The 22,170-nt window shown below is 72.0% G+C and carries 13 protein-coding genes, 1 pseudogene and 2 riboswitches; of the genes and pseudogenes, 8 read left to right on the plus strand and 6 right to left on the minus strand.

Annotated elements, in window-relative coordinates:
• Position 1 precedes the first annotated feature (1 nt).
• A complete protein-coding gene (locus tag SNOUR_RS35505) occupies positions 2-1,090 on the minus strand; it encodes an NADH:flavin oxidoreductase (protein WP_067355345.1) in 1,089 nt (362 codons plus the stop codon).
• 280 nt (positions 1,091-1,370) lie between these two features.
• Between SNOUR_RS35505 and SNOUR_RS35510 the strand changes: the two genes are divergently transcribed.
• The 4 genes from SNOUR_RS35510 (at position 1,371) to SNOUR_RS35525 (ending at position 8,550) form a co-directional block, all read left to right on the plus strand.
• A complete protein-coding gene (locus SNOUR_RS35510) occupies positions 1,371-2,144 on the plus strand; it encodes an SDR family oxidoreductase (protein WP_067355348.1) in 774 nt (257 codons plus the stop codon).
• A 139-nt stretch (positions 2,145-2,283) separates the two neighbouring features.
• The gene (locus SNOUR_RS35515; RefSeq protein WP_067355351.1) at positions 2,284-3,480 is read left to right on the plus strand and encodes a cytochrome P450; all 1,197 of its coding nucleotides are present in this window, start codon (positions 2,284-2,286) and stop codon (positions 3,478-3,480) included.
• 156 nt (positions 3,481-3,636) lie between these two features.
• On the plus strand, positions 3,637-7,038 hold the full coding sequence (gene car, locus SNOUR_RS35520) for a carboxylic acid reductase (protein ID WP_067355353.1): 3,402 nt from the start codon (positions 3,637-3,639) through the stop codon (positions 7,036-7,038).
• Positions 7,039-7,326: 288 nt separating this feature from the next.
• Entirely contained in the window at positions 7,327-8,550 is a 1,224-nt protein-coding gene (locus SNOUR_RS35525; RefSeq protein WP_174717990.1) for a cytochrome P450 family protein, read from the plus strand.
• Between the two features lie 97 nt (positions 8,551-8,647).
• Here SNOUR_RS35525 and SNOUR_RS35530 read toward each other — a convergent pair whose 3' ends face one another.
• Positions 8,648-9,430: an HtaA domain-containing protein gene (locus SNOUR_RS35530; RefSeq protein WP_067355359.1), complete on the minus strand. Its 783-nt coding sequence runs from the start codon at positions 9,428-9,430 to the stop codon at positions 8,648-8,650.
• On the opposite strand from SNOUR_RS35530, the pseudogene SNOUR_RS43685 reads away from it, so the two are divergent.
• Positions 9,406-9,761, plus strand: a pseudogene (locus SNOUR_RS43685) (ATP-binding cassette domain-containing protein); the annotation flags it as partial. The gene SNOUR_RS35530 and the pseudogene SNOUR_RS43685 sit on opposite strands and share 25 nt — an antisense overlap.
• Before the next feature lie 78 nt (positions 9,762-9,839).
• Here SNOUR_RS43685 and SNOUR_RS35535 read toward each other — a convergent pair.
• Together SNOUR_RS35535 and SNOUR_RS35540 are read right to left on the minus strand one after the other, a co-directional pair.
• A complete protein-coding gene (locus tag SNOUR_RS35535) occupies positions 9,840-12,830 on the minus strand; it encodes an AfsR/SARP family transcriptional regulator (protein WP_099055748.1) in 2,991 nt (996 codons plus the stop codon).
• A gap of 143 nt (positions 12,831-12,973) precedes the next feature.
• Entirely contained in the window at positions 12,974-14,845 is a 1,872-nt protein-coding gene (locus tag SNOUR_RS35540; RefSeq protein WP_067355365.1) for a transketolase, read from the minus strand.
• Positions 14,846-15,177: 332 nt separating this feature from the next.
• Positions 15,178-15,395, plus strand: a riboswitch (cobalamin riboswitch).
• A gap of 154 nt (positions 15,396-15,549) precedes the next feature.
• Between SNOUR_RS35540 and thiI the strand changes: the two genes are divergently transcribed.
• Positions 15,550-16,884 (plus strand): tRNA uracil 4-sulfurtransferase ThiI, encoded by a 1,335-nt coding sequence (thiI, locus tag SNOUR_RS35545; protein ID WP_067355368.1) that lies wholly within the window; start codon positions 15,550-15,552, stop codon positions 16,882-16,884.
• Positions 16,885-16,942: 58 nt separating this feature from the next.
• Here thiI and SNOUR_RS35550 read toward each other — a convergent pair whose 3' ends face one another.
• A complete protein-coding gene (locus tag SNOUR_RS35550) occupies positions 16,943-17,350 on the minus strand; it encodes an Lsr2 family protein (RefSeq protein WP_067355371.1) in 408 nt (135 codons plus the stop codon).
• A 540-nt stretch (positions 17,351-17,890) separates the two neighbouring features.
• A riboswitch (cobalamin riboswitch) is annotated at positions 17,891-18,117 on the plus strand.
• A 166-nt stretch (positions 18,118-18,283) separates the two neighbouring features.
• On the opposite strand from SNOUR_RS35550, the gene metE reads away from it, so the two are divergent.
• A complete protein-coding gene (gene metE / locus SNOUR_RS35555) occupies positions 18,284-20,602 on the plus strand; it encodes a 5-methyltetrahydropteroyltriglutamate--homocysteine S-methyltransferase (protein ID WP_067355373.1) in 2,319 nt (772 codons plus the stop codon).
• Between the two features lie 72 nt (positions 20,603-20,674).
• Here metE and SNOUR_RS35560 read toward each other — a convergent pair whose 3' ends face one another.
• Positions 20,675-21,139, minus strand: a complete 465-nt coding sequence (locus SNOUR_RS35560; protein ID WP_067355376.1) for a GNAT family N-acetyltransferase — start codon at positions 21,137-21,139, stop codon at positions 20,675-20,677.
• A 190-nt stretch (positions 21,140-21,329) separates the two neighbouring features.
• Between SNOUR_RS35560 and SNOUR_RS35565 the strand changes: the two genes are divergently transcribed.
• Positions 21,330-22,127 carry an SDR family oxidoreductase gene (locus tag SNOUR_RS35565; RefSeq protein WP_067355378.1) on the plus strand — a complete coding sequence of 266 codons (798 nt, stop codon included), beginning with the start codon at positions 21,330-21,332 and terminating at the stop codon, positions 22,125-22,127.
• The last annotated feature ends 43 nt before the right edge of the window (positions 22,128-22,170 follow it).

A 22,170-nucleotide genomic window follows, 5' to 3' on the forward strand; every position in this document is an offset into this window, starting at 1 on the left:
GTCAGACCAGGGTCTGGAGCACGGCGGGGTCGTAGGCGACGGTCCGGTCCAGTTCACCGCGCAGCGCCTTCGCCGCCCAGTCCGGGTTGGCCAGCAGCGTCCGGCCCACCGCGACGAGGTCGAACTCGTCGCGCTCCAGGCGCGCCACCAGCTCCTCGATGCCGGCCAGGCCGGCCTCCTTGGTGAGGCCCTGGGCGAACTCGCCTTCCCCGTACTGCCGGTCCAGGCCCACCGAGCCGACCGTCACGGTGGCCCTGCCGGTGAGCTTGCGCACCCAACCGGCCAAGTTGAGCTCGCTGCCGTCGAATTCGGGCAGCCAGTAGCGGCGGGTGGAGGCGTGGAACGCGTCCACCCCGGCGTCGGCCAGCGGGGTCAGCAGCTGCGCCAGCTCGTCCGGGCTCTTCGCGATGCGGGCCTCGTAGTCGCCGAGCTTCCACTGGGACAGCCGGAAGAAGATCGGGAATCCGGGGCGGACGGCCGCACGGACGGCCCGCACTATCTCGGCGCCGAACCGGGCCCGGGCGGCCGGGGCGCCGCCGTAGCCGTCGGTGCGCCGATTGGTGCGGCTCCACAGGAAGTTGTCGATCAGATATCCGTGCGCGCCGTGCAGCTCGACGCCGTCGAACCCGAGCCGCTCGGCGGTCGCCGCGGCCTCGGCGAAGGCGGCCACCGTGGCGTCGATGTCCGCCTGGGTCATGGCCTTGCCGGCCGGCGCGCCGTCCAGGCCGAGCCCGGAGGGGTTGTCGGCGGGCGGCTCGGCCCCGGTGCGCACGGCCCCGGTGTGCCACAGCTGCGGGATGATCTTCCCGCCGGCCTGGTGCACCTGCCGCACCACGTGGGCCCAGCCGGCGAGCGCCTGCTCGCCGTAGAAGTGCGGCACGCCGTCGTACGCGCCGGCCGCGGGGCGGTCGATGTAGGTGCCCTCGGTGATGATCAGTCCGACCTGGTGGGCCGCCCGGCGGGCGTAGTACTCCGCCACGGCCGGTCCCGGCACGCCACCGGGGGACTGCATCCTGGTCATCGGGGCCATCACGATCCGATTGGGGACCGTCAGATCTCCCACGGTGAACGGCTCGTCCAGGGTGGCCATTTTTTCCTCCCGAGATGTCGGCACTGATTAAATCGATGTTCCGGGCGCCCGATTCGCCAACTCGGCAATGCATTTACCGGGTTGCGCGCAAACCGTTCTGGTCGCCCTTCGACAGCGCAAGATTATCGGTGCTGGTGAGCGCAGCGTCCAGTCGGTGCGATTGCTGGATCGCACAATGCGATCCAGTGCATCGAAATAATCAGCTTGACCCCTGTCGGCGGGCCCGTGGATAGTTTCCCTAGCCATTCCGCATCGCCCCGCCAAGCTGGAGTGAAACCCGGTGAGTGAAATTCGCGTTACTGCAGACATTCCCAAGGAGTTGGCAGGCAAGCGGGCCGTGGTGACCGGCGGCAGCCGCGGTATCGGCGCCGCCATCGTGCAGCACTTCCTCGACGCCGGAGCCAGCGTCGTCACCTCCGCCCGCAGCGCCACCGAGGACACCCCGTCCGCTGCCACGTTCGTGAAAGCCGACCTCAGCACGCGCGACGGTGTGCGCGAATTCGCGGATGCCGCGCTGGACACGCTCGGCGGCGTGGATATCGTCGTCAACAACGCGGGTGGCTGCCGAGCCTTTCAGAGCGCGCTGGACATCGAGAACGACTGGCAGTACACGATGGACATCAACTTCCTCGCCGCCGTCCGACTCAATTCGGCACTCGTGCCGGCGATGCGCGAGAGCGGCGGCGGGGCGATCGTGCACGTCTCGTCCATCGCCACCATTTCGTCCTACCCGATGATCCTGCACTACGCCGCCGCGAAGTCCGCCCTCGAAACGTACAGCAAGGGGCTCGCGGCCCAATTGGCGCCGGAGGGAATCCGCGTCGTCGCCGTCTCGCTGGGCAATGTGATGACGCCCGGGGCGGACGAGGCGCGCGAGAAGATCGTCGATTATCTCGGCGCCGAATCGGAAGAGTGGGCCGACGAAATTCCGCTCGGACGTCTCGGCCAACCCCGGGACATCGCCGAGGCGGTGGGCTTCCTGGCCTCGCCGCGCGCCGCGTGGATCACCGGCAGCAGCCTCGTCATCGACGGCGGGAAGATCGCGGCCCTGTGACCCGCGGCGGACCGCGCGGCCCGCGCGCCGGCCGGGCATCGGCAGGTCCGCTTTCGTCGCCACTCCACGCGCTGCGGAATCCGCGCGACGCGCACGTATCCATGGGTAACCGCCTGCCGGCACAGGAAGGACTGACACGATGACCGCGACAGAGGAAGGGCCGCGGGCCTATCCGTTCGGTCCGGCCGACAAACTCAACGTGGACGCGACGCTGGCCGAGATATCCGGCGAGGAGCCGATACTGCGCGTGCGCCTGCCCTTCGGCGGCGACGGCTGGCTGGTGACGCGGCACGCGGACGTCAAGACGGTGCTGGCCGATCCCCGGTTCAGCCGCGCCGCCGCCGTGGGCGACCACGTACCGCGCACGGTCGCCGTCGGGCTGCCCCGTACCTCCATGCTGAGCATGGACCCGCCGGAACACAGCCGGCTGCGGCGCAGGGTGGCCAACGCGTTCACCGTGCGCCGGGTGGAGAAGCTCCGCCCGCGCGTCGAGGAGATCGTCGACGGCCTGCTCGACACCATGATCGACGCGGGGGCGCCCGCCGACCTGACCCAGGCGCTGACCTGGTCGCTGCCGATCACGGTGATCTGCGAACTGCTCGGCGTGCCCATGGCCGACCGCGACCGGTTCAACGTCTGGGTGGACGGCCTGCTGATGCTCTCCGACCCGGAACAGTCCGCGCAGGCCCGCGGGCATCTCAACGATTACCTCGGCGGTCTGATCGCCCAGCGCCGCATCGAACCCACCGAGGACCTGCTCGGCGAACTGGTCGCCGCACCGGACGACGAGGACGGGCTCCGGGACGAGGAACTGGTCAGCCTCGGGGTCAGCCTGCTGTCCGCCGGCCAGGAGGCCACCGCCAACCAGATCGGCAACTTCGTCTACACGCTGCTGACCAGGCCCGAGCTGTGGGAGAAGCTCGTCGCGGACCCCGGCCTGATCCCCGACGCCGTCGAGGAGCTCTCCCGGTACATCCCGATCAGCGCCTCCGCCGGCTTCACCCGGATCGCCACCGCGGACGTCGAGCTGAGCGGGCAGACCGTCCGTGCCGGCGAGGCGGTGGTCGCCGAGCTGGGGATGGCCAACCGGGACCCCGAGGTGTTCGAGCGGCCCGAGGAGATCGACTTCCACCGCGGGAGCGTCCCGCACGTCACCTTCGGACACGGCGTACACCACTGCCTCGGCGCGCAGTTGGCCAGGATGGAGCTGCGCGTGGTCCTGGCGGCCCTGATGCGCCGACTGCCGGGGCTGCGCCTCGCGGTGCCGGCCGACGAGCTGACCTGGCGGACCGAGCGCCTGATCCGCGGGGTGGAGGCACTGCCGGTCCGCTGGTGAGCCCCTCACCGGGACCCTCGATCACCTGAGGGCGACGTCGCCGTACCCGGGCCCGGACCAGGCCCGAGTACGGGCCCGGATCCGACCGGTTGCCGCACGACGCCCCACTCATGCACGACCCGCCGACATCACTGGGACGCAACGGGAGAGCAGGTCATGGCCGAACCACTGGAGGCGATCAGCGCGACGGTGCATGATCCGGGCAGCTCACTTGCCGAGGTCATGGCGGCCGTCATGGAGGGCTACGGGGACCGCCCGGCCCTCGGCGAACGCGCCAAGGAACCCACGACGCAACGCCTGCTCCCCAGGTTCGACACCATCAGCTACCGCGAACTGTGGGCACGCATCCGGGCGCTCGCCGGCAAGTGGTACCACGACCCGACGTACCCACTGGGCGCCGGCGACCGGATCTGCCTCCTGGGCTTCACCAGCACCGACTACGCCACGTTGGACTTCGCCTGCATCCACCTGGGCATCGTGTCCGTGCCCCTGCAGTCCAGCGCGCCGCTGTCCCAACTGCAGCCGATCGTCGCGGAGACCGAGCCGCACGTCCTCGCCTCGAACGTCGAGCGCCTGGACACCGCCGTCGAAGCCGCGATCGCGGTCCCCTCGATCCGGCGCCTGCTGGTGTTCGACTACCACCCCGAGGCCGCCGAACAGCGCGACGCCTTCGAGGCCGCCCGCCGGCGCCTGGCCGAGGCCGGCAGCCCGGTGGTCCTCGACACGCTGGCCGAGCTGATCGCGGACGGCACCGAACTGCCGCCCGCGCCCCTGTTCACCGCCGAACCGGGCGACGACCCGCTGGCCCTGCTCATCTACACGTCCGGCAGCACCGGGACGCCCAAGGGGGCCATGTACACCCAGCGGCTGGTCGGCAGCGCCTGGTACGGGTTCAGCTACGGGGCGGCGGACATGCCCCCGGTCAGCATCCTCTACATGCCGCAGAGCCATCTCGCCGGCCGCTATGCGCTGATGGGCTCGCTGGTGCGCGGCGGCATCGGCTACTTCACCGCCAAGAGCGACCTGTCCACCCTGTTCGAGGACATCGGTCTGATCCGCCCCACCGAGCTGACCATGGTGCCCCGCCTGTGCGACATGCTCTTCCAGCAGTACCAGAGCGAGCTGGACCGGCGGGCCGGTGAGGGGGGCGACGTCGAGACGGCGGTCAAGACGGACCTGCGGGAGAACTTCCTGGGCGGGCGCGTCGCCAAGGCGTTCTGCGGCACCGCCCCGCTGTCCCCCGAGGTGGCGGCCTTCGTCGAGTCCTGCCTCGGTCTCCACCTGTTCACCGGCTACGGCTCCACCGAAGCCGGCGGGGTGCTCCTCGACTCGGTGGTGCAGCGCTCGTTGGTGATCGACTACAAGCTGGCCGACGTCCCGGAACTGGGCTATTTCCGGACCGACCAGCCGCACCCGCGCGGCGAACTGCTGCTCAAGACGCATGCGATGTTCCCCGGGTACTACAAGCGCCCCGAGGTCACCGCCGCGGTCTTCGACGAGGACGGCTACTACCGGACCGGCGACATCATGGCCGAGACCGGACCCGACCGGCTGGTCTGGGTGGACCGCACCAAGGACGTCCTGAAGCTGTCCCAGGGCGAGTTCGTGGCCGTCGCCCGCCTGGAGACCGCCTTCGTCGGCAGCCCCCACATCCGGCAGATCTTCGTGTACGGCAACAGCGAGCGCGCCTATCTGCTGGCGGTGGTGGTGCCCGCCCCGGACGCGCTGGCCCGGGTCGGCGACGACGTCGAGGCGCTCAGGCCGCTGATCGGCGAGGCCCTCCAGCAGATGGCCAAGGAGGCGGAGCTCAACTCGTACGAGATCCCACGGGACTTCCTGATCGAGACCGAACCCTTCAGCACCGAGAACGGCCTGCTCGCCGACAGTCACAAACTGCTGCGCCCCAGGCTCCGGGAGCGGTACGGCGAAGCCCTGGAGCGACGGTACGCCCAACTCGCCGACGGGCAGGCCCGGCAGCTGCGCGAGCTGCGACAGGCCGGACCGGACCAGCCGGTGTGGGAGACGGTCGGGCGGGCCGCCCGGGCACTGCTGGGCTGCGCGACCACCGACGTGCGCGCCGACGCGCACTTCACCGACCTGGGCGGGGACTCCCTGTCCGCACTGTCCTTCTCCCACCTCATGCAGGAGATCTTCCACATCGAGGTCCCGGTCGGGGTGGTCATCAGTCCGGCCAACGACCTGGCACGGGTGGCCCGGTACATCGAGGCGGAACGCCGGTCCGGGGCGAAGCGGCCCACCGCCGCCTCGGTGCACGGCGCGCACGCCACCGAGATCCGCGCCGGCGACCTCACCCTGGACGCCTTCCTCGACGCGCCGACCCTCGCCGCCGCCCCGACGCTGCCCCGCCCCGACGGCGCGGTGCGCACCGTCCTGCTGACCGGGGCCACCGGCTACCTCGGCCGGTTCCTGTGCCTGGAATGGCTGGAGCGGCTGGCGCCCGCGGGCGGCAGGCTGATCTGCGTCGTCCGCGGCAGCGACGCGGCAGCGGCGGAGCGGCGGCTCACCGACGCCTTCGACACCGGTGACCCCGAACTGCTGGCGCACTACCGGCAGTTGGCCGACGAAACCCTGGAAGTGCTCGCCGCCGACATCGGCGAACCGCACCTGGGTCTGGACGAGGACGCCTGGCACCGGCTGGCCGACACCGTGGACCTGATCGTCCACCCGGCCGCCCTCGTCAACCACGTCCTGCCCTACTCCCAGTTGTTCGGCCCCAACGTCGTCGGCACCGCCGAACTGATCCGGTTGGCGCTCACCTCCCGGATCAAACCCTTCACCTATGTGTCCACCGTCGCCGTACAGATGGGTGCCGCCGCCGGCGCCCTCGACGAGGACGCCGACATCCGCACCACCAGCCCGGTGCGGCGCATCGACGACGGCTACGCCAACGGGTACGCCAACAGCAAGTGGGCCGGCGAGGTCCTGCTCAGGGAGGCACACGACCTGTGCGGCCTGCCGGTCGCCACCTTCCGGTCGAACATGATCCTCGCGCACAGCAGACACCCGGGGCAGCTGAACGTCCCCGACGTGTTCACCCGCCTGCTGCTCAGCCTCGTCGCCACCGGCATCGCGCCGGGCTCCTTCTACCGCGGCGGCACCCGCGCGCACTACGACGGTCTGCCGGTCGACTTCACCGCCGAGGCCGTCGTCGCACTGGGCGCGGCGGCCACCGAGGGCCACCGGACCTTCAACGTGCTGAACCCGCACGACGACGGCATCTCGCTGGACACGTTCGTCGACTGGCTCACCGAGGCCGGCCACCCGATCCGGCGGATCGACGACTACGACGCCTGGCTCGACCGCCTCACCGCCGCACTCCGCACCCTGCCGGAGAGACAGCGTCCGCACTCGCTGCTGCCCCTGCTGCACGCCTTCGCGCACCCCGAGGAGGCCGTCCCCGGAGCGACGATCTCCGCCGAGCGGTTCCACGCCGCGGTACGAGCCGCCAAGGTCGGCCCCGACCAGGACATCCCCCACCTGTCGGCGGCCCTCCTGCGCAAGTACGTCGCCGACCTGCGCCGACTCGACCTGCTCTAGGACCTGTCCGACCCTGACCCATCGGACGGACCTCAGGTCGTCGCAACGGGGCCGCGTGCGGGGCGCGGATCAGCCGTCGGACGCATGGGACACGTTCAGGGCGGAGAACGCGACGCGGGCCCCCACGGGTCGACGGACCCGTGAGGGCAGCCCGCCGGCCGCGCCGCGGCGCGCCCTGGCGGCTGCCCGGCGGCGGGGATACGCTGCCCTGCCGTTCCTCGGGTGGCGTCATCTCGGGCCTTTCAAGGAGGAGTCAGGGTGGAACGCTCCGCTGCCGAACCGCACCGCATGAACCCTTCCGGCGGCTGTCCGCACGCCGACAACGCCCGACTGCGCGCCCGCGGATCCGTCGTCCCCGTCGTGCTGCCCGGCGAGATCGAGGGCATGGCCGTGCTCGGGCACGAAGCGCTCAAGGCGTTCCTCGGGCACCCCGACGTCGCCAAGAGCGCCCGGCACTTCACGTTGCTGCGCGAGGGCGCGATCCCCGAGGGGTGGCCGCTGCGGACCTTCGCGACCGTGCGGAGTATGACCACCGCCGACGGGGCGGACCATCGGCGGCTGCGGTCGTTGGTCAGCCGGGCGTTCACCTCCCGACGCGTGGCCGAACTCCAGCCGCGAGTCGAGGAGTTGACGGACGCGCTGCTCGACGAACTGGCGCGCGCCGCCGCGGCGGGCGGTGGAGTCGCCGATCTGCGCCGCCACTTCGCACTGCCGCTGCCCATGGGGGTCATCAGCGAACTGCTCGGCGTGGACGTGGCCCACCGCGACCGGCTGCACGCCCTGTCCACACAGGTGGTGACCACCGACATCGGCTCGCGGCAGGCCGTCGCCGCCAACCGCGAGTTCGTCGCCGTGCTCGGCGAGATCGTGGCGGCCAAGACCGAGTGCCCCGGTGACGACCTCACCACCTCGCTCCTCGCCGCCCGGGACGACGACGGCGACCGGCTGTCCGCGCAGGAGCTGATCGGCACCCTGCTGCTGATGATCGTCGCGGGACACGAGACCACACTGAACCTCATCACCAATGCGGTACGGGCCCTGTGCGCACACCCCGACCAACTGGCACGCGTCCGCGGGCAACAGGCGGACTGGGGCGACGTGGTCGAGGAGACACTGCGATGGGATGCGCCCGTCAGCTACTTCCCGTTCCGCTATCCCGTGCGGGATCTGACGGTGGACGGGACGGTCGTCCCGAAGGGCACTCCGGTACTGGCCGGGTACTCCGCGGCCGGGCGCGATCCGGCCGCCCACGGGCCGGACGCCGACCGCTTCGACGTGACGCGGCCAGGGCGGCCCGGTGCGGTGCGCCATCTGTCGCTCGGGCAGGGCGCCCACTACTGCCTCGGCGCACCGCTGGCCCGCTTGGAGGCCGAAACCGCGCTCCGGCGGCTGTTCGAGCGGTTCCCGAAGTTGGAACTCGCCGTACCCGAAGGGGAGTTGCCACGCCACTCTGGCTTCGTCGGCAACAGCGTGGACGCGCTTCCGGTACGCCTGTCGCCCGACACCCCGTAGCGCCGCGCGGGCATGCTCGCGCACGGGCGCCCGCCGGCGGGGACGGCGGACGCCCGTGCTGTCGGGGGCGGCGGTCCGAGAGGCGCTGGACCTAGGGTCAGCGGGCGGTGCCGGTGACCAGGAGGGCGGCTGCGGTGCCGATCAGGGCGCCGTTGGGGGTGGTGCTGCCGGTGGCGGCCAGCGCCCCGGTGCCGCCGACGGTGCTGCCGCTGTTGAAGCTCGCGCCCGGTGCGCCGTCGGCGCCGCCCGCGGGGGCCGCGCCGGCGGAGGCGTGCGAGTCGTCGGATCCGGTTGCGTCGGACGGCAGTTGGACGCCGGGCTCGACGGCGACCGTCGCGTCGACCGGGTCGAGGGCCTCTCCCGTCGGGTACATGCCGGAGAACGCCTCGGAGCCGGCGGCGGTCAGGGTCGCCGGGACGTTCTTGAGGGTGACCACGCCGCCCTTGGCGGTGAGCGTGCCCGTCGGCAGCTTCAGATCGGCGATCGGGGTGTCGGGGGTGGTGACGACCCGTGCCGGGGCCCGGCCCTCCTCGGTGCGCGGCTTGCTCGCGACGTCGGCGATCAACGTGCCCTTGCCGTTCTCGGCCTTGATGCGGAGGTTGCTGAACTTCAGGTCCAGCGCGCCGCCGTGGCCGGTGAAGCGCACCGCGCCGTTGAACTCCGCGACCAGGGTGGCCTCCTTGCCGTCGTAGGTGCCGTGCCCCTTGGGGAAGCGGTAGCCGGCCGCGGTGGCGGTGGCGCCGTCCGAGGGCTCGGCCTTGCCGTGCGCGATGGGGCCGTTGACGTAGTCGCGGAACTTCTTCTTGACGCCCCAGTCGAGGTTTCCGCCGTGGAGCTTGCCGGAGTCGGCGGCCGGGCGGGGAGCGCGCGCGAGTGGCACTGGCCCGGGTACTGGCCCAGCGCGCCCCGCTGCTCCTGCTCGACGAACCGACCGCCGCCCTGGACCTGCGCCACCAGGAGCTGGTGCTCGGGATCTGCCGGCAGCGGGCGGCGGCCGGGGACGCGGTCGTCGTGGTGCTCCACGACCTCGGGCTGGCCTCGGCGTACGCGGACCGGGCCGCCGTGCTGCACGGCGGACGGATCGCCGCCCAGGCCCGCCGGCCGAGGTCTTCGAGGCGGACCTGCTGTCCCGGATCTACCGACAGCCGATCGAGGTGGTCGCCCACCCCGGCACCGGCACGCCCCTGGTCGTTCCCGTACGCCCGCGCTGACCGCCGCGCGGTTCAGGACCGCTCGGGCGCCCGGGGAGATCACGCGATACCGGCGGTGTGCGACCCACCGGGCCGACCCTAGAAGTCGGGTCCTTCCCACTGTCGTTGGCGGCGTATGTCGTCCAGGAAGTGGGAGATCCGCGCGCGGTTGGGAGCGGCGTCGGGGAGGGCCACGGACCGCTCGAAGAACTCCCGCGATCCGGCGAGATCCTCCGCCGCGACGTTGTTCCAGACCAGTCGCGTGCGGATCATCTCGGAGCGGACCATCTCGGATGTGCCGCCGGTCCGCCCGCTCAGCACTCCGCGCGCCCGGCTGCCGAACTCGGCCGCCTGCGCCACGTTGCCCAGACATGCCGCGGCGGTGCCCAGTCTGCCGAGGACGGTCGCGTAGAGGGGCACGTCGGCCAGGCGGATGGCCAGATCCGCGGCCCTGTGCAGCGTGCCCGCGGCGTCCAGGGGCCGGCCGCGGTCGAGTTGCAGACACCCCAGGCGGAGCAGCGTCTTGCCGAGCAGTCGGGGACTGTCGACCCGCTCGGCGAGGACGATCGCCTCCGTGTAGCACTCGTACGCCCGCTCGTGCTCGCCGAGCTGATGGTGCATGTCGCCGACGGTGGCCGTGACCACGGCCGTGAGCCATTCGTCGTCCAACTTCCCGACGATCCCGGCGACTTCGGCGAAGAACTCCATGGACTCCGCGACCCGGCCCTGCAGGTTGGCGAACGTCCCGAGGTTGCCCAGGGCCCTGGCCTGTTCCAACAGGTCGCCGGAGCGGCGGCTGATCTCCAGGGCCTCGGTCAACAAGGGGTGGGCCTGCTCGTAACGGCCCTGCAGGCCGTACATCATCCCCATACAGGTGCGCAGTTCGGAGACCATCCGCCGGTCGGTGACCGCTGTGACCAGGGGCAGCACCGTCTCCAGGGCGGTACGGCACTCGTGGAACCGGCCCTGCCGGGTGAGGTAGTCGAACAGGCCCTCGGTGATCCAGCACGCCTCGTCCAGCTTGCCCACGTCCACCGCGTGCCCGACCACGTCGACCAGCTCGCCGCCCACCGTGTCCAGCCAGTTCGTTGCCTCCTCCCAGTCGGCGAAAGGGGCCGTCCCCGGAGCCGGACCGGTCGGGAAGGCCGAGGGGCCCCAGTCGCTGGAACGGCGGGCGGCGGACACATACAACCGGAACACGCCGTCCCGGACCGCCGCGACCTCCCCGGGAAACCCGGCCGCGACGCGTCGGGCGTAGACCGCGACCAGGTCGTGCAACCGATAGCGGTCGGCCGCCACCTGCTGCACGAGGCTCGCGTCGACCAGGCTCTCCAGGACGCGTTCGGCGTCCGGCCGGGTCCCGTCGAGCATGGCGGCCAGCGTCAACGCGTCGAGTTCCACGGTGGGGGAGAGCCCCAGGGCGCGGAACGCGCGCTGCTCGGCGGCCGGCAACTGGTCGTAGGAGAGCTGGAAAGCGGCCTCCACGCTGCGGTCCTCGACCGAGAGTTCACCGAGCCGGCGCTCGTCGTCCGCCAGCCGGGCGGCCAGCGACTCCCACGCCCACAACGGGCGGTTCTGCAGCCGCGCACCGGCGATGCGCAGGGCCAGCGGCAGCTGGTCGCACAGGCCGGCGAGCCGGCGGATCGCGCCGTGCTCGTCGGGGGAGCCCGAGCCCCCCACGATGCGGCTGAGCAGGCCCACCGCGTCGTCGAGGTCCAGCGGGGCCAGCGAGATCCTGCGGTCCACGTCCAGGCCGGTCAGCCGCTGACGACTGGTCACCAGCAGCATGCTGCCCGGCCCGGCGGGCACCAGCGGACGCACCTGCTCGGCGCCGGCGGCGTCGTCGAGGACCACCAGCAGCCGCAGCGCGGCGGTCGCCGTCCGCCAGGACGCGGCCAGCTCGTCCAGGTCCTCGGAATCCTCCCCCTCGTCGGCGCCGACCGCCCGCAACAACCGGCGCAGTACCCGCTGCGGACCCGGTGCCCCGCGATCCTCGCGGTACCCGTGCAGATCGACGAACAGAGCGCCGTCCGGATACCGCTGGTGCACCGTCCGCGCCGCGTGCACCACGAGCGCGGTCTTGCCGACGCCGGCCATGCCGTCCACCGCGCGGACCGTCACACCGTGCGGGTCCGCGGCCGTCGCGCCGAGGAGCGCGAGCTCCCGGTCCCGGCCGGTGAAGTTGCCGGCACCGACCGGCAGTTCGTTGCGCACCGGGCGCTCGGGACGGTCCCGGTGCCCGGCCGGCGGCTGCGGTGGCGACGGCCGGGGCCGCTGCCGGGCGGCCGTGCCGAACAGCAGCGCGTCATCGCGGCGCAGCACCGCCTCGTGCGTCTGCCGCAGTTCGGGTCCCGGCTCCGCCCCCTGGTCCCGCACCAGGCGACGGCGCACCTTGGCGTAGACGTCCAGGGCGTCGGCCTGCCGATTGCCGACGTAGAGGGCACGGATCAGCAGGGCGGCCAGCGCCTCGTGGTACGGGTGCGCCTCGGTCAGCGCGAACAGTTCGCCGACGGCCGCCGCGTGCCGGCCCAGCCGCAGCTCGCAGCCGAGCTTGTCCTGGAGCAGGGCGAGCCGGTACTCCGTCAACCGCAGCCGTTCCCCCTGCGCGAACGGCCCGGGAATCCCGGCCAACGGCTCACCCCGGAACAGCTCCAGGGCCTTGGACCAGGCATCCACCGCGGTGGTCAGGTCGCCGCTGACCCGCGCCGAGCTCGCCTCGGCGGCGAACTCCACCATGCGCGCCGCGTCCACCCACACGTCCCGCGGGACGAAGCGATACCCCCCGCGGTCGGTGACGATCACGGACTCCGCGGGGCCGGCCCCGGGACCGTCCAGGCATCGGCGCAGCCGGTGCACATAGACCGGGATCACCTTCGCGCCGGTGCCCGGCTGCTCCGTGCCCCAGACACCGTCGAGGAGCTGCTGACGGCTGGCCGTGACCCCCGGCCGCAGCAGCAGCGCGGCGAGCAGCGCCTGTTCGCGCACCGGACCGAGCTCCAGCGGTACGCCACCACGCCAGCCCTGAAGCGGTCCGAGAAGAGCCAGTCGAAGCTGCCGCACACCCGTGGACACCCCACCCGTCGAAGACACGCAGGGGAGTATAGGTCGCCGCTGACCAGCCCTTCAGCGCGCTGCGACGAGGTTGCACAACGTGTGGGCGAGGTGAACGTTCCCGCTCCGCGTCCCGCGGCGGCGCGGCGCCCGGCCACCCGTGGAGCGCCGCGCCGGGCGGGCTATCGCTGGATCAGGGCGCGGGCCGCCCGGGCGATGTGGGGATGGGAGATGCCGGCGGCGTCGAGGAGTTCGTCGGTGGTGCCGGAGCCCGGCAGGTCGGTGACGGCGAGGTGGCTGAAGGCGGGACGGCTGCCGGTGGCGGCGAGCGCCGACAGGACGGCCTCGCCGATGCCGCCCTCGGGGTGGTGGTCCTCGACGACGACGAGGGCGCCGGTCTCCTGGGCGGCCCGGGCGAGGGCACCGGCGTCGACGGGCTTGAGGGAGTACAGGTCGATGACGCGGGCCGGGACGTCGTCGGCGGCGAGGTGCTCGGCTGCGGCCAGGCACTCGTGGAGGGTGACGCCGGCGCCGATCAGGGTGACCCGGTCGTGCGGGCTGTGGCGGAGGGTCTTGGAGCCGCCCACGGGGAAGGTCTCGTCGCCGTCGTAGAGGACGGGGTAGGGGCCGCGGGTGGTGCGCAGGTAGGAGATGCCGTCGAGCTCGGCCATGGCGGCGGTCAGGGCGGCGGCGGAGGTGGCGTCGCTGGGGTAGAGCACCGTGGAGCCGTGCACGGCGCGCATCATGGCGAGGTCTTCCAGGCCCATCTGCGAGGGGCCGTCGGCGCCGATCTCGACGCCGCTGTGGGTTCCGCACAGCGCCATGGTGATCTGGGAGACGGCGGCCATGCGGATGAAGTCGTGGGCGCGGGTGAGGAACGCGGCGAAGGTGGTGGCGTAGGGGCGGTACCCGCGCACGGCCATGCCGACCGCGTCGGCGATCATCTGCTGCTCGGCGATGTAGGTCTGGAAGTACCGCTCGGGATGCGCCTTCTCGAAGTCCTGGGCGTGGGTGGAGTTGCCGACCTCGGCGTCCAGGGCGACGACGTCCGGGCGGGCGCCGAGGGCGGCCAGGGCGTGACCGAAGGCGACACGGGTGGCGACCTTGTCGCCGACCTCGAAGCGCGGCAGCTCGATGGGTCCGGCGGCCGGGATGGGGGCGGGCGTGACGGCGGGCGGCCGGGGGCCGCGCACGTGCAGATTGCGGATGCCGCCCAGTTCGGCGACGGCGCGGTCGGCCATGTCCTCGGGCAGGGCCTTGCCGTGCCAGCCCTCCTTGTCGGCGACCTCCGCCACGCCGCGGCCCTTGACGGTCCTGGCGACGATGACGGTGGGGGCCTGGCCGTCGGCGGCGGTGGTCAGGGCCTGGTCGATCGCCTGCAGGTCGTGCCCGTCGATGACGATCGCGCGACAGCCGAACGCCTCGACGCGGCGGGCGTAGGTGCCGGTGTCCCACTCCAGCTCGGTGGGGCCGCACTGGCCGAGGCGGTTGACGTCGACGACGGCGGTGAAGTTGGCCAGCCGGTAGTGGCCGGCCTTGTCGAGGGCCTCCCAGACGGACCCCTCGGCCATCTCGCTGTCCCCGCACAGCACCCACACCCGGTAGGGCTGCTTGTCCAGGTCCCGGCCCGCCAGTGCGATGCCGACGCCGTAGCCGATGCCCTGGCCCAGCGAACCGGTGGCCACGTCCACCCAGGGCAGCACGGGCGTGGGGTGGCCCTGCAGCCGGTGGCCGAAGCGGCGGTAGGTCGTCATCAGCGCGTCGTCGCTGACCACCCCGGCCGCCTTGAACATCGCATAGAGCAGGGGAGAGGCATGGCCCTTGGAGAAGACCAGGTGGTCGCCCGCGGGGTTGTCGGGCGCGTCCCAGTCGTAGCGCAGGTGGCGGGTCATCAGGACGGCCATCAGGTCGGCCGCGGACAGGCTGGAAGTGGGGTGCCCGGAGCCCGCCGCGGTGCTGGCGCGCACCGAGTCCACGCGCAGCTGCTGCGCGAGTTCGAAGATCTGGGGCAGCTCGCTGTCGGGTCCGAGCGTGGTGGTCTGCGCTGCGGTCATGGTGGGGGGCCTTTCGTGGACGGCCGGTGGGCGCAGGGTGAGCGGCCGCCGGTTCGGGGTGGCCGCTCACCGTCCGGGGCAGGTTAACCGCCGGGTCGGCCGGTGATCGGGCAGGCAGACGGTCCTGGGCGATGTGTTCGAACGCGGTGGTCGGGGGCGGTCGGCGGCGGCGTGCCGGTGGCCGGCCGGGCCGGGCCCGGGGGCCGCCCTCGGCCGTCGCCGCCGTTCGGGTGGCCGCACGGCCGGCACCCTCTAAAGCCCCCGGCCGAGCCGGCGGCGGCCGGTGCGACGGACTTTCCCCGCCTCGATTCACGGCCCGAGCCCCGCCTTGTCTACCCTGTACGCGCAGCTGGTTCACCTCGCCCGCCAGGCGAGGTGTCGCGAGCGGGAACCCGGTGCACGTCCGGGACTGCCTCGCAGCGGTGAGTGGGAACGACCGCCGTCATGACGCACCGGGCACGTCCGTGGCCCGGGAAGCGACGGCCGAGGGAGTCCCGTTCTTCGGGGCGTGCCCACGAGTCCGAAGACCTGCCACTGCCCGTGCGGGGTGCGATCACCGCGCACGCGTCCACGGCGACCCGGCAGCGGGACCGCTGAGCGAGTGGTGCGCCTCCACCCCACCGTGCCCCGGGCACGAGGGGCCGGCCTGCCTGCCGTTCACGGCCCGGCGCCGGTCCTCACGACGACTCGCGAAGGAGAGTTTCGTGCCCGGCGAACCGAGCATTCCCGCCATCCCGTCCCCCGCAGGGCCACGCCCGAGCGGGCACTGCGTCCTGCTCAAGCACGGCGAGATCGTCCTCAAGGGCCGCAACCGGCACCGGTTCACCGAGCGGCTGCACGACAACCTCCGCCGCTCCCTGCGCGGAATCGGCGGCTCCACCTGGATCAAGTCCGGTCAGCACGTCACCGTGCTCGGCGGCGACGTCCCCCAGGACGTCCTGGTCGACCGCGCCCGCCGGGTGATCGGGTTCAACTCGGTGGAGCCCGCCGTGCGCGTGCCCACCTCCGTGACGGACATCACCGAGGCAGCCGTGGACGCGCTGGCCGGCGTCCGCGCCGAGCGGCCCGGCGTCACCTTCGCCGTGCGGGTCAAGCGCCGGAACAAGAACTTCGAGATGACCTCGTCGCAGTTCGAGCGCTTCCTCGGGGCCCGGGTCCGGGAAGCCCTCGGGCCGGTGCCGGTGAACCTCTCCCACCCCGACGTGCGGATCTCCATCGAGATCGACCACAAGGAAAGCTATGTCTCCTGGGTCCGCCATCAGGGGCCGGGCGGACTGCCCGTCGGCTCCAGCGGACGCGCGCTGGTGCTGCTGTCCGGTGGGTACGACTCACCGGTGGCGGCCTATCGGGCCATGCGCCGTGGACTGCGCTGCGATTTCGTCCACTTCACCGGCGCTCCCTACACGAACGCCGCCTCCATGTACAAGGCGTACGCCCTGGCCAGGGAACTCAACCGCTGTCAGCCCGCCGGACGGCTGCATGTCATCGCGCTCGGCCAGGCACAGAAGCAGTTGGCGATCGCGGGGGCCGGCAGGCTCCAAGTCGTCGCACAACGACGGCTCATGGTCCGCGTGGCCTCCGCGCTGGCGGGCCGGATCGCGGCGGAGGCCCTGGTGACCGGCGACAGCCTGGGGCAGGTGGCCAGTCAGACCCTGGCGAACCTGGCCGCCGTCGACGAGGCCGCCACCCTGCCGGTGCTGCGCCCGCTGATCGGCTGGGAGAAGCAGGAGATCATCGACGAAGCCCGGTCCATCGGCACCGAACAGATCTCCGTACTGCCCGACGAGGACTGCTGCAAGCTCCTCGCACCGCCCCGGGTCACCCTCCGGGCCGGCCTGGCCGACCTGCGGTCGGTGGAGAAGCGCCTCGACCTGGACGACCTGGTGGACGGGCTGCTGCGGGACGTCCAGATCATGCACCCGGGGGAGACCGACGAGGAGACGGCCACCGAAGCGGGCAGCCCGGACGAGGACCCCGCCCCGGCCCGGACCGGCCCGCCCGTGTGCGGTGCGCCGGCAGGGGCCGCGCAGGCGCCGTAGTGATCGCGCCCGGTCGTACGGACGTGAACGCCCCCTCGTCGGAGGGGGCGTTGCTTCCTTACTTGGCCGCGCGCTTCTTGCGTGCCGGCTTCGACGTGGGAGCCTCGGAGGCGCGGGCGACGGCCACGAAGGGCTTGACCGCTTCCTGGAGCTTGGCCACGTTCTCGGCGCCGAGGTCGGCCTCGTACCACTTGAGATCGAGAACCTGACGGATCGCGATCTTCTTGGTGCCGTCCTCGTTCGACTCCTCGGTCTCGTATTCCTCGTCGACCATCTCGGGGACGGCGAACCGGATCGGCGTGACGCCGTCCGTCACCTCGGGATTGAGGTCGTCCTGGAGAATCGACTGCCAGTAAGTCGCCTTCTTGACAATCTGGTTGCCGACCGGAACAGGAGTGATTACCTCCTGAACACCCGGCTCATCCTTCTGCGACTCATCAACCTGGATGGTTTCCTTGACGGCCATTTTTGCGCCCCTTTCCTGTGCGGTGCACCCCAAACTTTAGTGGAAATAGGTGAGTTGAAGCCAATCGGCGACGGGGGCTAGATCATGCCGGTCTCCGCTCGCGAACGGATGGGCAAGTCAGCTGGTCATCGCCGACATCCCAGGCATTCTCCGGAAACTTCCACTCCCCGCGAGTCGCCGCCCGCGCCCGTCGGTGAACTGCTCTGCAAAACCACCCATCTCCTCTGTGACCAGCCCCTTTCCGTGCCGAATTGGCACGCTGTGGGGCGTGCCTTTCGCCCCTGCTGCCGCTTCCTTGGAATTCCTGGATTCCTGCCCCGCGTCCACGGCGGTGCCGTCCCCATCGATATCGAAGTACTTCGGGACCGGAGGACGCGGGGAGGGGAAAGGGGCGCCGGCGAGGGCGGGCGCGCGGCGACGCGTGCGGACCGGTGCTCCGGGGGTCGCGCCGCGCCCCGCCGCGGCCGAACCCTGCGCCACCTGTGTCTCATCTCATAGTCCGGCATCTGAACATGGGTGACCGTCAGGGGGACGGCGTTCTACGCTGGCCGGGCAACAGGTTCGCCCCGTCCGCCAGACGGGAGCGTCGCAAGAGGGAACCCGGTGGGAATCCGGGACTGCCCCGCAGCGGTGAGTGGGAACGACCGCCGTCATACGCACTGGATCCGGGCCGCGGATCCGGGAAGCGACGGCCAGTAGGTGCCCGCCGGAAGACTCCGGCAGGCGCGCCCGCGAGTCCGAAGACCTGCCCGTTGCCCGTGTGCGCCCCTGCGTACACGGACATCCCGGTGACCTCGAGGGCGGGTCGGCGTACATACCAGGCGGACACGTGCGTCGCGAGCGCACCGTGGATCCGCCCGGTTCGTCATCCCTTCGCGCTCCTCGTTCCCTCGCCGGGACGTTTCAGGAGACCATTTCGCGAAGGAGAGTTCCGTGACAGCGAAGCCCGCAGCCGCGGCAGCACGGGCCACCGTGTACGGCTACCCCCGCCAGGGCCGGCACCGGGAACTGAAGAAGGCCGTCGAGGGCTATTGGAAGGGCAAGGTCACCGCCGACGCCCTGACGGAGACCGCCCGCACCCTGCGCCGTGCCCACTGGCGGCGACTGGCCGACGCCGGCATCCACGAGGTGCCCACCGGTGACTTCTCGTACTACGACCATGTGCTGGACACCAGCGTCATGGTCGGTGCCGTCCCGGACCGCCACCGCGCCGCCGTCGCGGCCGACGCCCTCGACGGCTACTTCGCGATGGCGCGCGGCACGCAGGACGTCGCGCCGCTGGAGATGACCAAGTGGTTCGACACCAACTACCACTATCTCGTGCCGGAGTTGGGCCCCGACACCGTCTTCGCCGCCGACTCCGCAAAGCAGGTGGCCGAGTTCGAGGAGGCCCTCGCGCTCGGGCTGACGGCCCGGCCGGTGCTGGTCGGCCCGGTCACCTACCTCCTGCTGTCGAAGCCCGCCCCAGGCGTGGCCGCCGACTTCGAGCCGCTGACCCTCCTCGACCGGCTGCTGCCGGTCTACGCGCAGGTCCTCGCCGACCTGCGGGCGGCGGGCGCGGAGTGGGTGCAGCTCGACGAGCCCGCCCTGGTGCAGGACCGCACCCCGGCCGACCTGAACGCCGCCGCACGGGCCTACCGCGAACTGGGCACCCGTACCGACCGCCCGAAACTGCTGGTCGCGTCGTACTTCGACCGGCTCGGCGATGCCCTGCCCGTACTGGCCAAGGCTCCGGTGGACGGACTGGCGCTCGACTTCACCGACGCGGCCGCGGCCAACCTCGACGCGCTGGCGGCCGTCGGCGGACTGCCGGGCAAGCGCCTGGTGGCGGGCGTGGTCAACGGCCGCAACATCTGGATCAACGATCTGGAGAAGTCGCTGGCCACCCTCGGCACCCTGCTCGGCCTCGCCGACCGGGTCGATGTGGCGGCGTCCTGCTCCCTGCTGCACGTGCCGCTGGACGCCGCCCTGGAGCGGGACATCGACCCGCAGATCGCCCGTTGGCTGGCCTTCGCCAGGCAGAAGACCACGGAGCTGGTGACCCTGGCCCGCGGCCTGTCGCAGGGCACCGACACCATCGCCGCCGAACTCGCCGCGAACCGCGCCGACCTGGCCTCCCGAGCCAATTCGGTCCTCACCCACGACCCGGCCGTGCGGGCCCGCGTCGCGGCCGTCACCGAGGCCGACGTCCGGCGCTCCCAGGCATATGGCCAGCGGACCGTCGCCCAGCGCACCCACCTCGGCCTGCCGCTGCTGCCGACCACCACCATCGGATCCTTCCCCCAGACCGACGAACTGCGCGCCGCCCGCGCGGACCTGCGGGCCGGCCGGATCGACACCGCCGGTTACGAGGAGCGGATCAGGGCCGAGATCCAGGAGGTCGTCTCCTTCCAGGAGAAGGCCGGGCTGGACGTCCTGGTGCACGGCGAGCCCGAACGCAACGACATGGTCCAGTACTTCGCCGAGCAGCTCACCGGCTATCTCGCCACCCGGCACGGCTGGGTGCAGTCCTACGGCACCCGCTACGTCCGCCCGCCGGTGCTGGCCGGTGACATCTCCCGTCCCGAGCCCATGACGGTCCGTTGGACGACCTATGCCCAGTCACTGACCGAACGCCCCGTCAAGGGCATGCTCACCGGTCCCGTCACCATGCTCGCCTGGTCCTTCGTCCGCGACGACCAGCCACTGGCGCGGACCGCGCGCCAGGTCGCCCTGGCACTGCGCGACGAGGTCGCCGACCTGGAGGCGGCCGGCACATCGGTGATCCAGGTGGACGAGCCGGCGCTCCGCGAGACGCTGCCGCTGCGCGCCGCCGACCGCCCCGCGTACCTGGCGTGGGCCACCGATGCCTTCCGCCTGTCCACCAGCGGGGTGCGCCCGGACACCCAGATCCACACCCACATGTGCTACGCCGAGTTCGGCGACATCGTGCAGGCCATCGACGACCTCGACGCGGACGTGATCAGCCTGGAGGCCACCCGGTCCCATATGCAGGTCGCCCGGGAGCTGGCCGCCCACGGCTACCCGCGCGAGGCCGGACCCGGCGTGTACGACATCCACTCCCCGCGCGTGCCGAGCCCGGCGGAGGCGGCGGACCTGCTGCGCACCGGCCTGCGGGCCATCCCCGCCGAACGCCTGTGGGTCAACCCCGACTGCGGGCTCAAGACCCGTGACTGGCCCGAGGTGCGGGCCTCCCTGGAGAGCCTGGTGGCCGCGGCCCGCACGGTCCGTGCGGAGCTGCCGACCTCCTGACACCGGGACCGCTTGGTCGGGGAGGGGAGTCGTGCGCCCCTCCCCGACCCCCTCCCCACCCTCGGCACCTGGTCACCGCCCGGGCCAGCGCAGGGTCATGTCGGGCAGGTTCTCCATGTTGCGGTCGCCGTCGCTGGTGTCGAGCACATGGAAGCCATGGCGTGCGTAGAACGCGCGGGCCTGGGTGTTCTGCTGGAAGACGTGCAGTGACAGCCCGTCCGGACTGTGCCGTCTGACCTCGTCGAGCAGCAGGGTGCCGATGCCTCGGCGGCGCAACTCGGGCCGCAGATAGAGGTGTTCGAGCATGTCGCCTTCGAGGGCGGCGTAGCCGAGGATCTCCGTCCCCCGCACCGCCACCCACACCCGGCACGTCGTGAGGACGACCTGCTCGAACCATCGGGTCACCTGCTCGTGACCCCGTTTCTGCGCCGGCAGGTACGGCATCGCCGCCGCGCGGGAGGCCATGTGGATGTGGGCGATCGCCGCCGCGTCCGCCGTCGCCGCGAGGCGGATCTCCGTTTCCTCGTCATCACTCACGGCGGGAACCTACCGGGTCCGCCACGGCGCGATCGAGCGAAATACCGCCCAGGCCCCGCCGGTCACCTCCTGCCCGCGCACTCCGCCGTCAGGCGCGCGACGGTTTGACTCTCACATCCGTGTGAGGCTTTAACGTCCCGATCACCAGCGCGCGCAGCAGCGCCCGCAACGTGAGAGGGAGCCATCCGCCATGACGCAGCACCGCCACCACCGCCCGCTCGACGGCAAGATCGCCCTGGTCACCGGAGGCAGCCGGGGCATCGGGCGGGCCATCGCCGAACGCCTCGGCCGCGACGGGGCCGTGGTCGCCGTGGCCTACGCCCGCGACGCGGCTGCGGCGGACGACGTGGTAGCGCGCATCCGCGAGGACGGTGGCCGGGCGGTCGCGCTGCACGCCCCGTTGGGCCACCACGGCGACGCCGCCGACCTCTGGTCGGCCTTCGACGAACGGATCACGGAACACGCTCCCGGGACCCAGGCGCGGCCCGCGGTCGACATCATCGTCAACAACGCGGGCATCGGGATGCTGGCGGCCCTCCCCGCGCTGACCGAGGAGGACTTCGACAAGGTCTTCGCGGTCAACGTCCGTGCCCCGTTCTTCGTCGTACGGGAAGGGCTGAAGCGGCTGCGCGACGGCGGCCGGATCATCAACGTCTCCAGCGGCGCTGGCCGGCTGGCCATGCCCGAGGCCATCGCCTACGGCGCCACCAAGGGCGCCCTGGACAACTTCACCCTCAACCTGGCCAAGGAACTGGGTCCCCGAGGCATCACCGCCAACGCGGTCGCGCCCGGGATCATCGACACCGACGTCAACGCCGAGTGGCTGCGCGGCAATCCGGCCGCGGAGGCGGACGCCGCATCGCGGGCCGCGTTGGGCCGGGTCGGCCAGCCGGACGACGTGGCCGACATCGTCGCGTTCCTCGCCTCGCACGACGCGCGCTGGGTCACCGGGAAGGTGATCGACGCCACCGGCGGCGCCAGGCTGTGACGACGGACGAGGCCGGGTCCGCGCCGGACACCGCGGACCCGGC

Source organism: Streptomyces noursei ATCC 11455 (assembly GCF_001704275.1).
GTDB lineage: Bacteria > Actinomycetota > Actinomycetes > Streptomycetales > Streptomycetaceae > Streptomyces > Streptomyces noursei.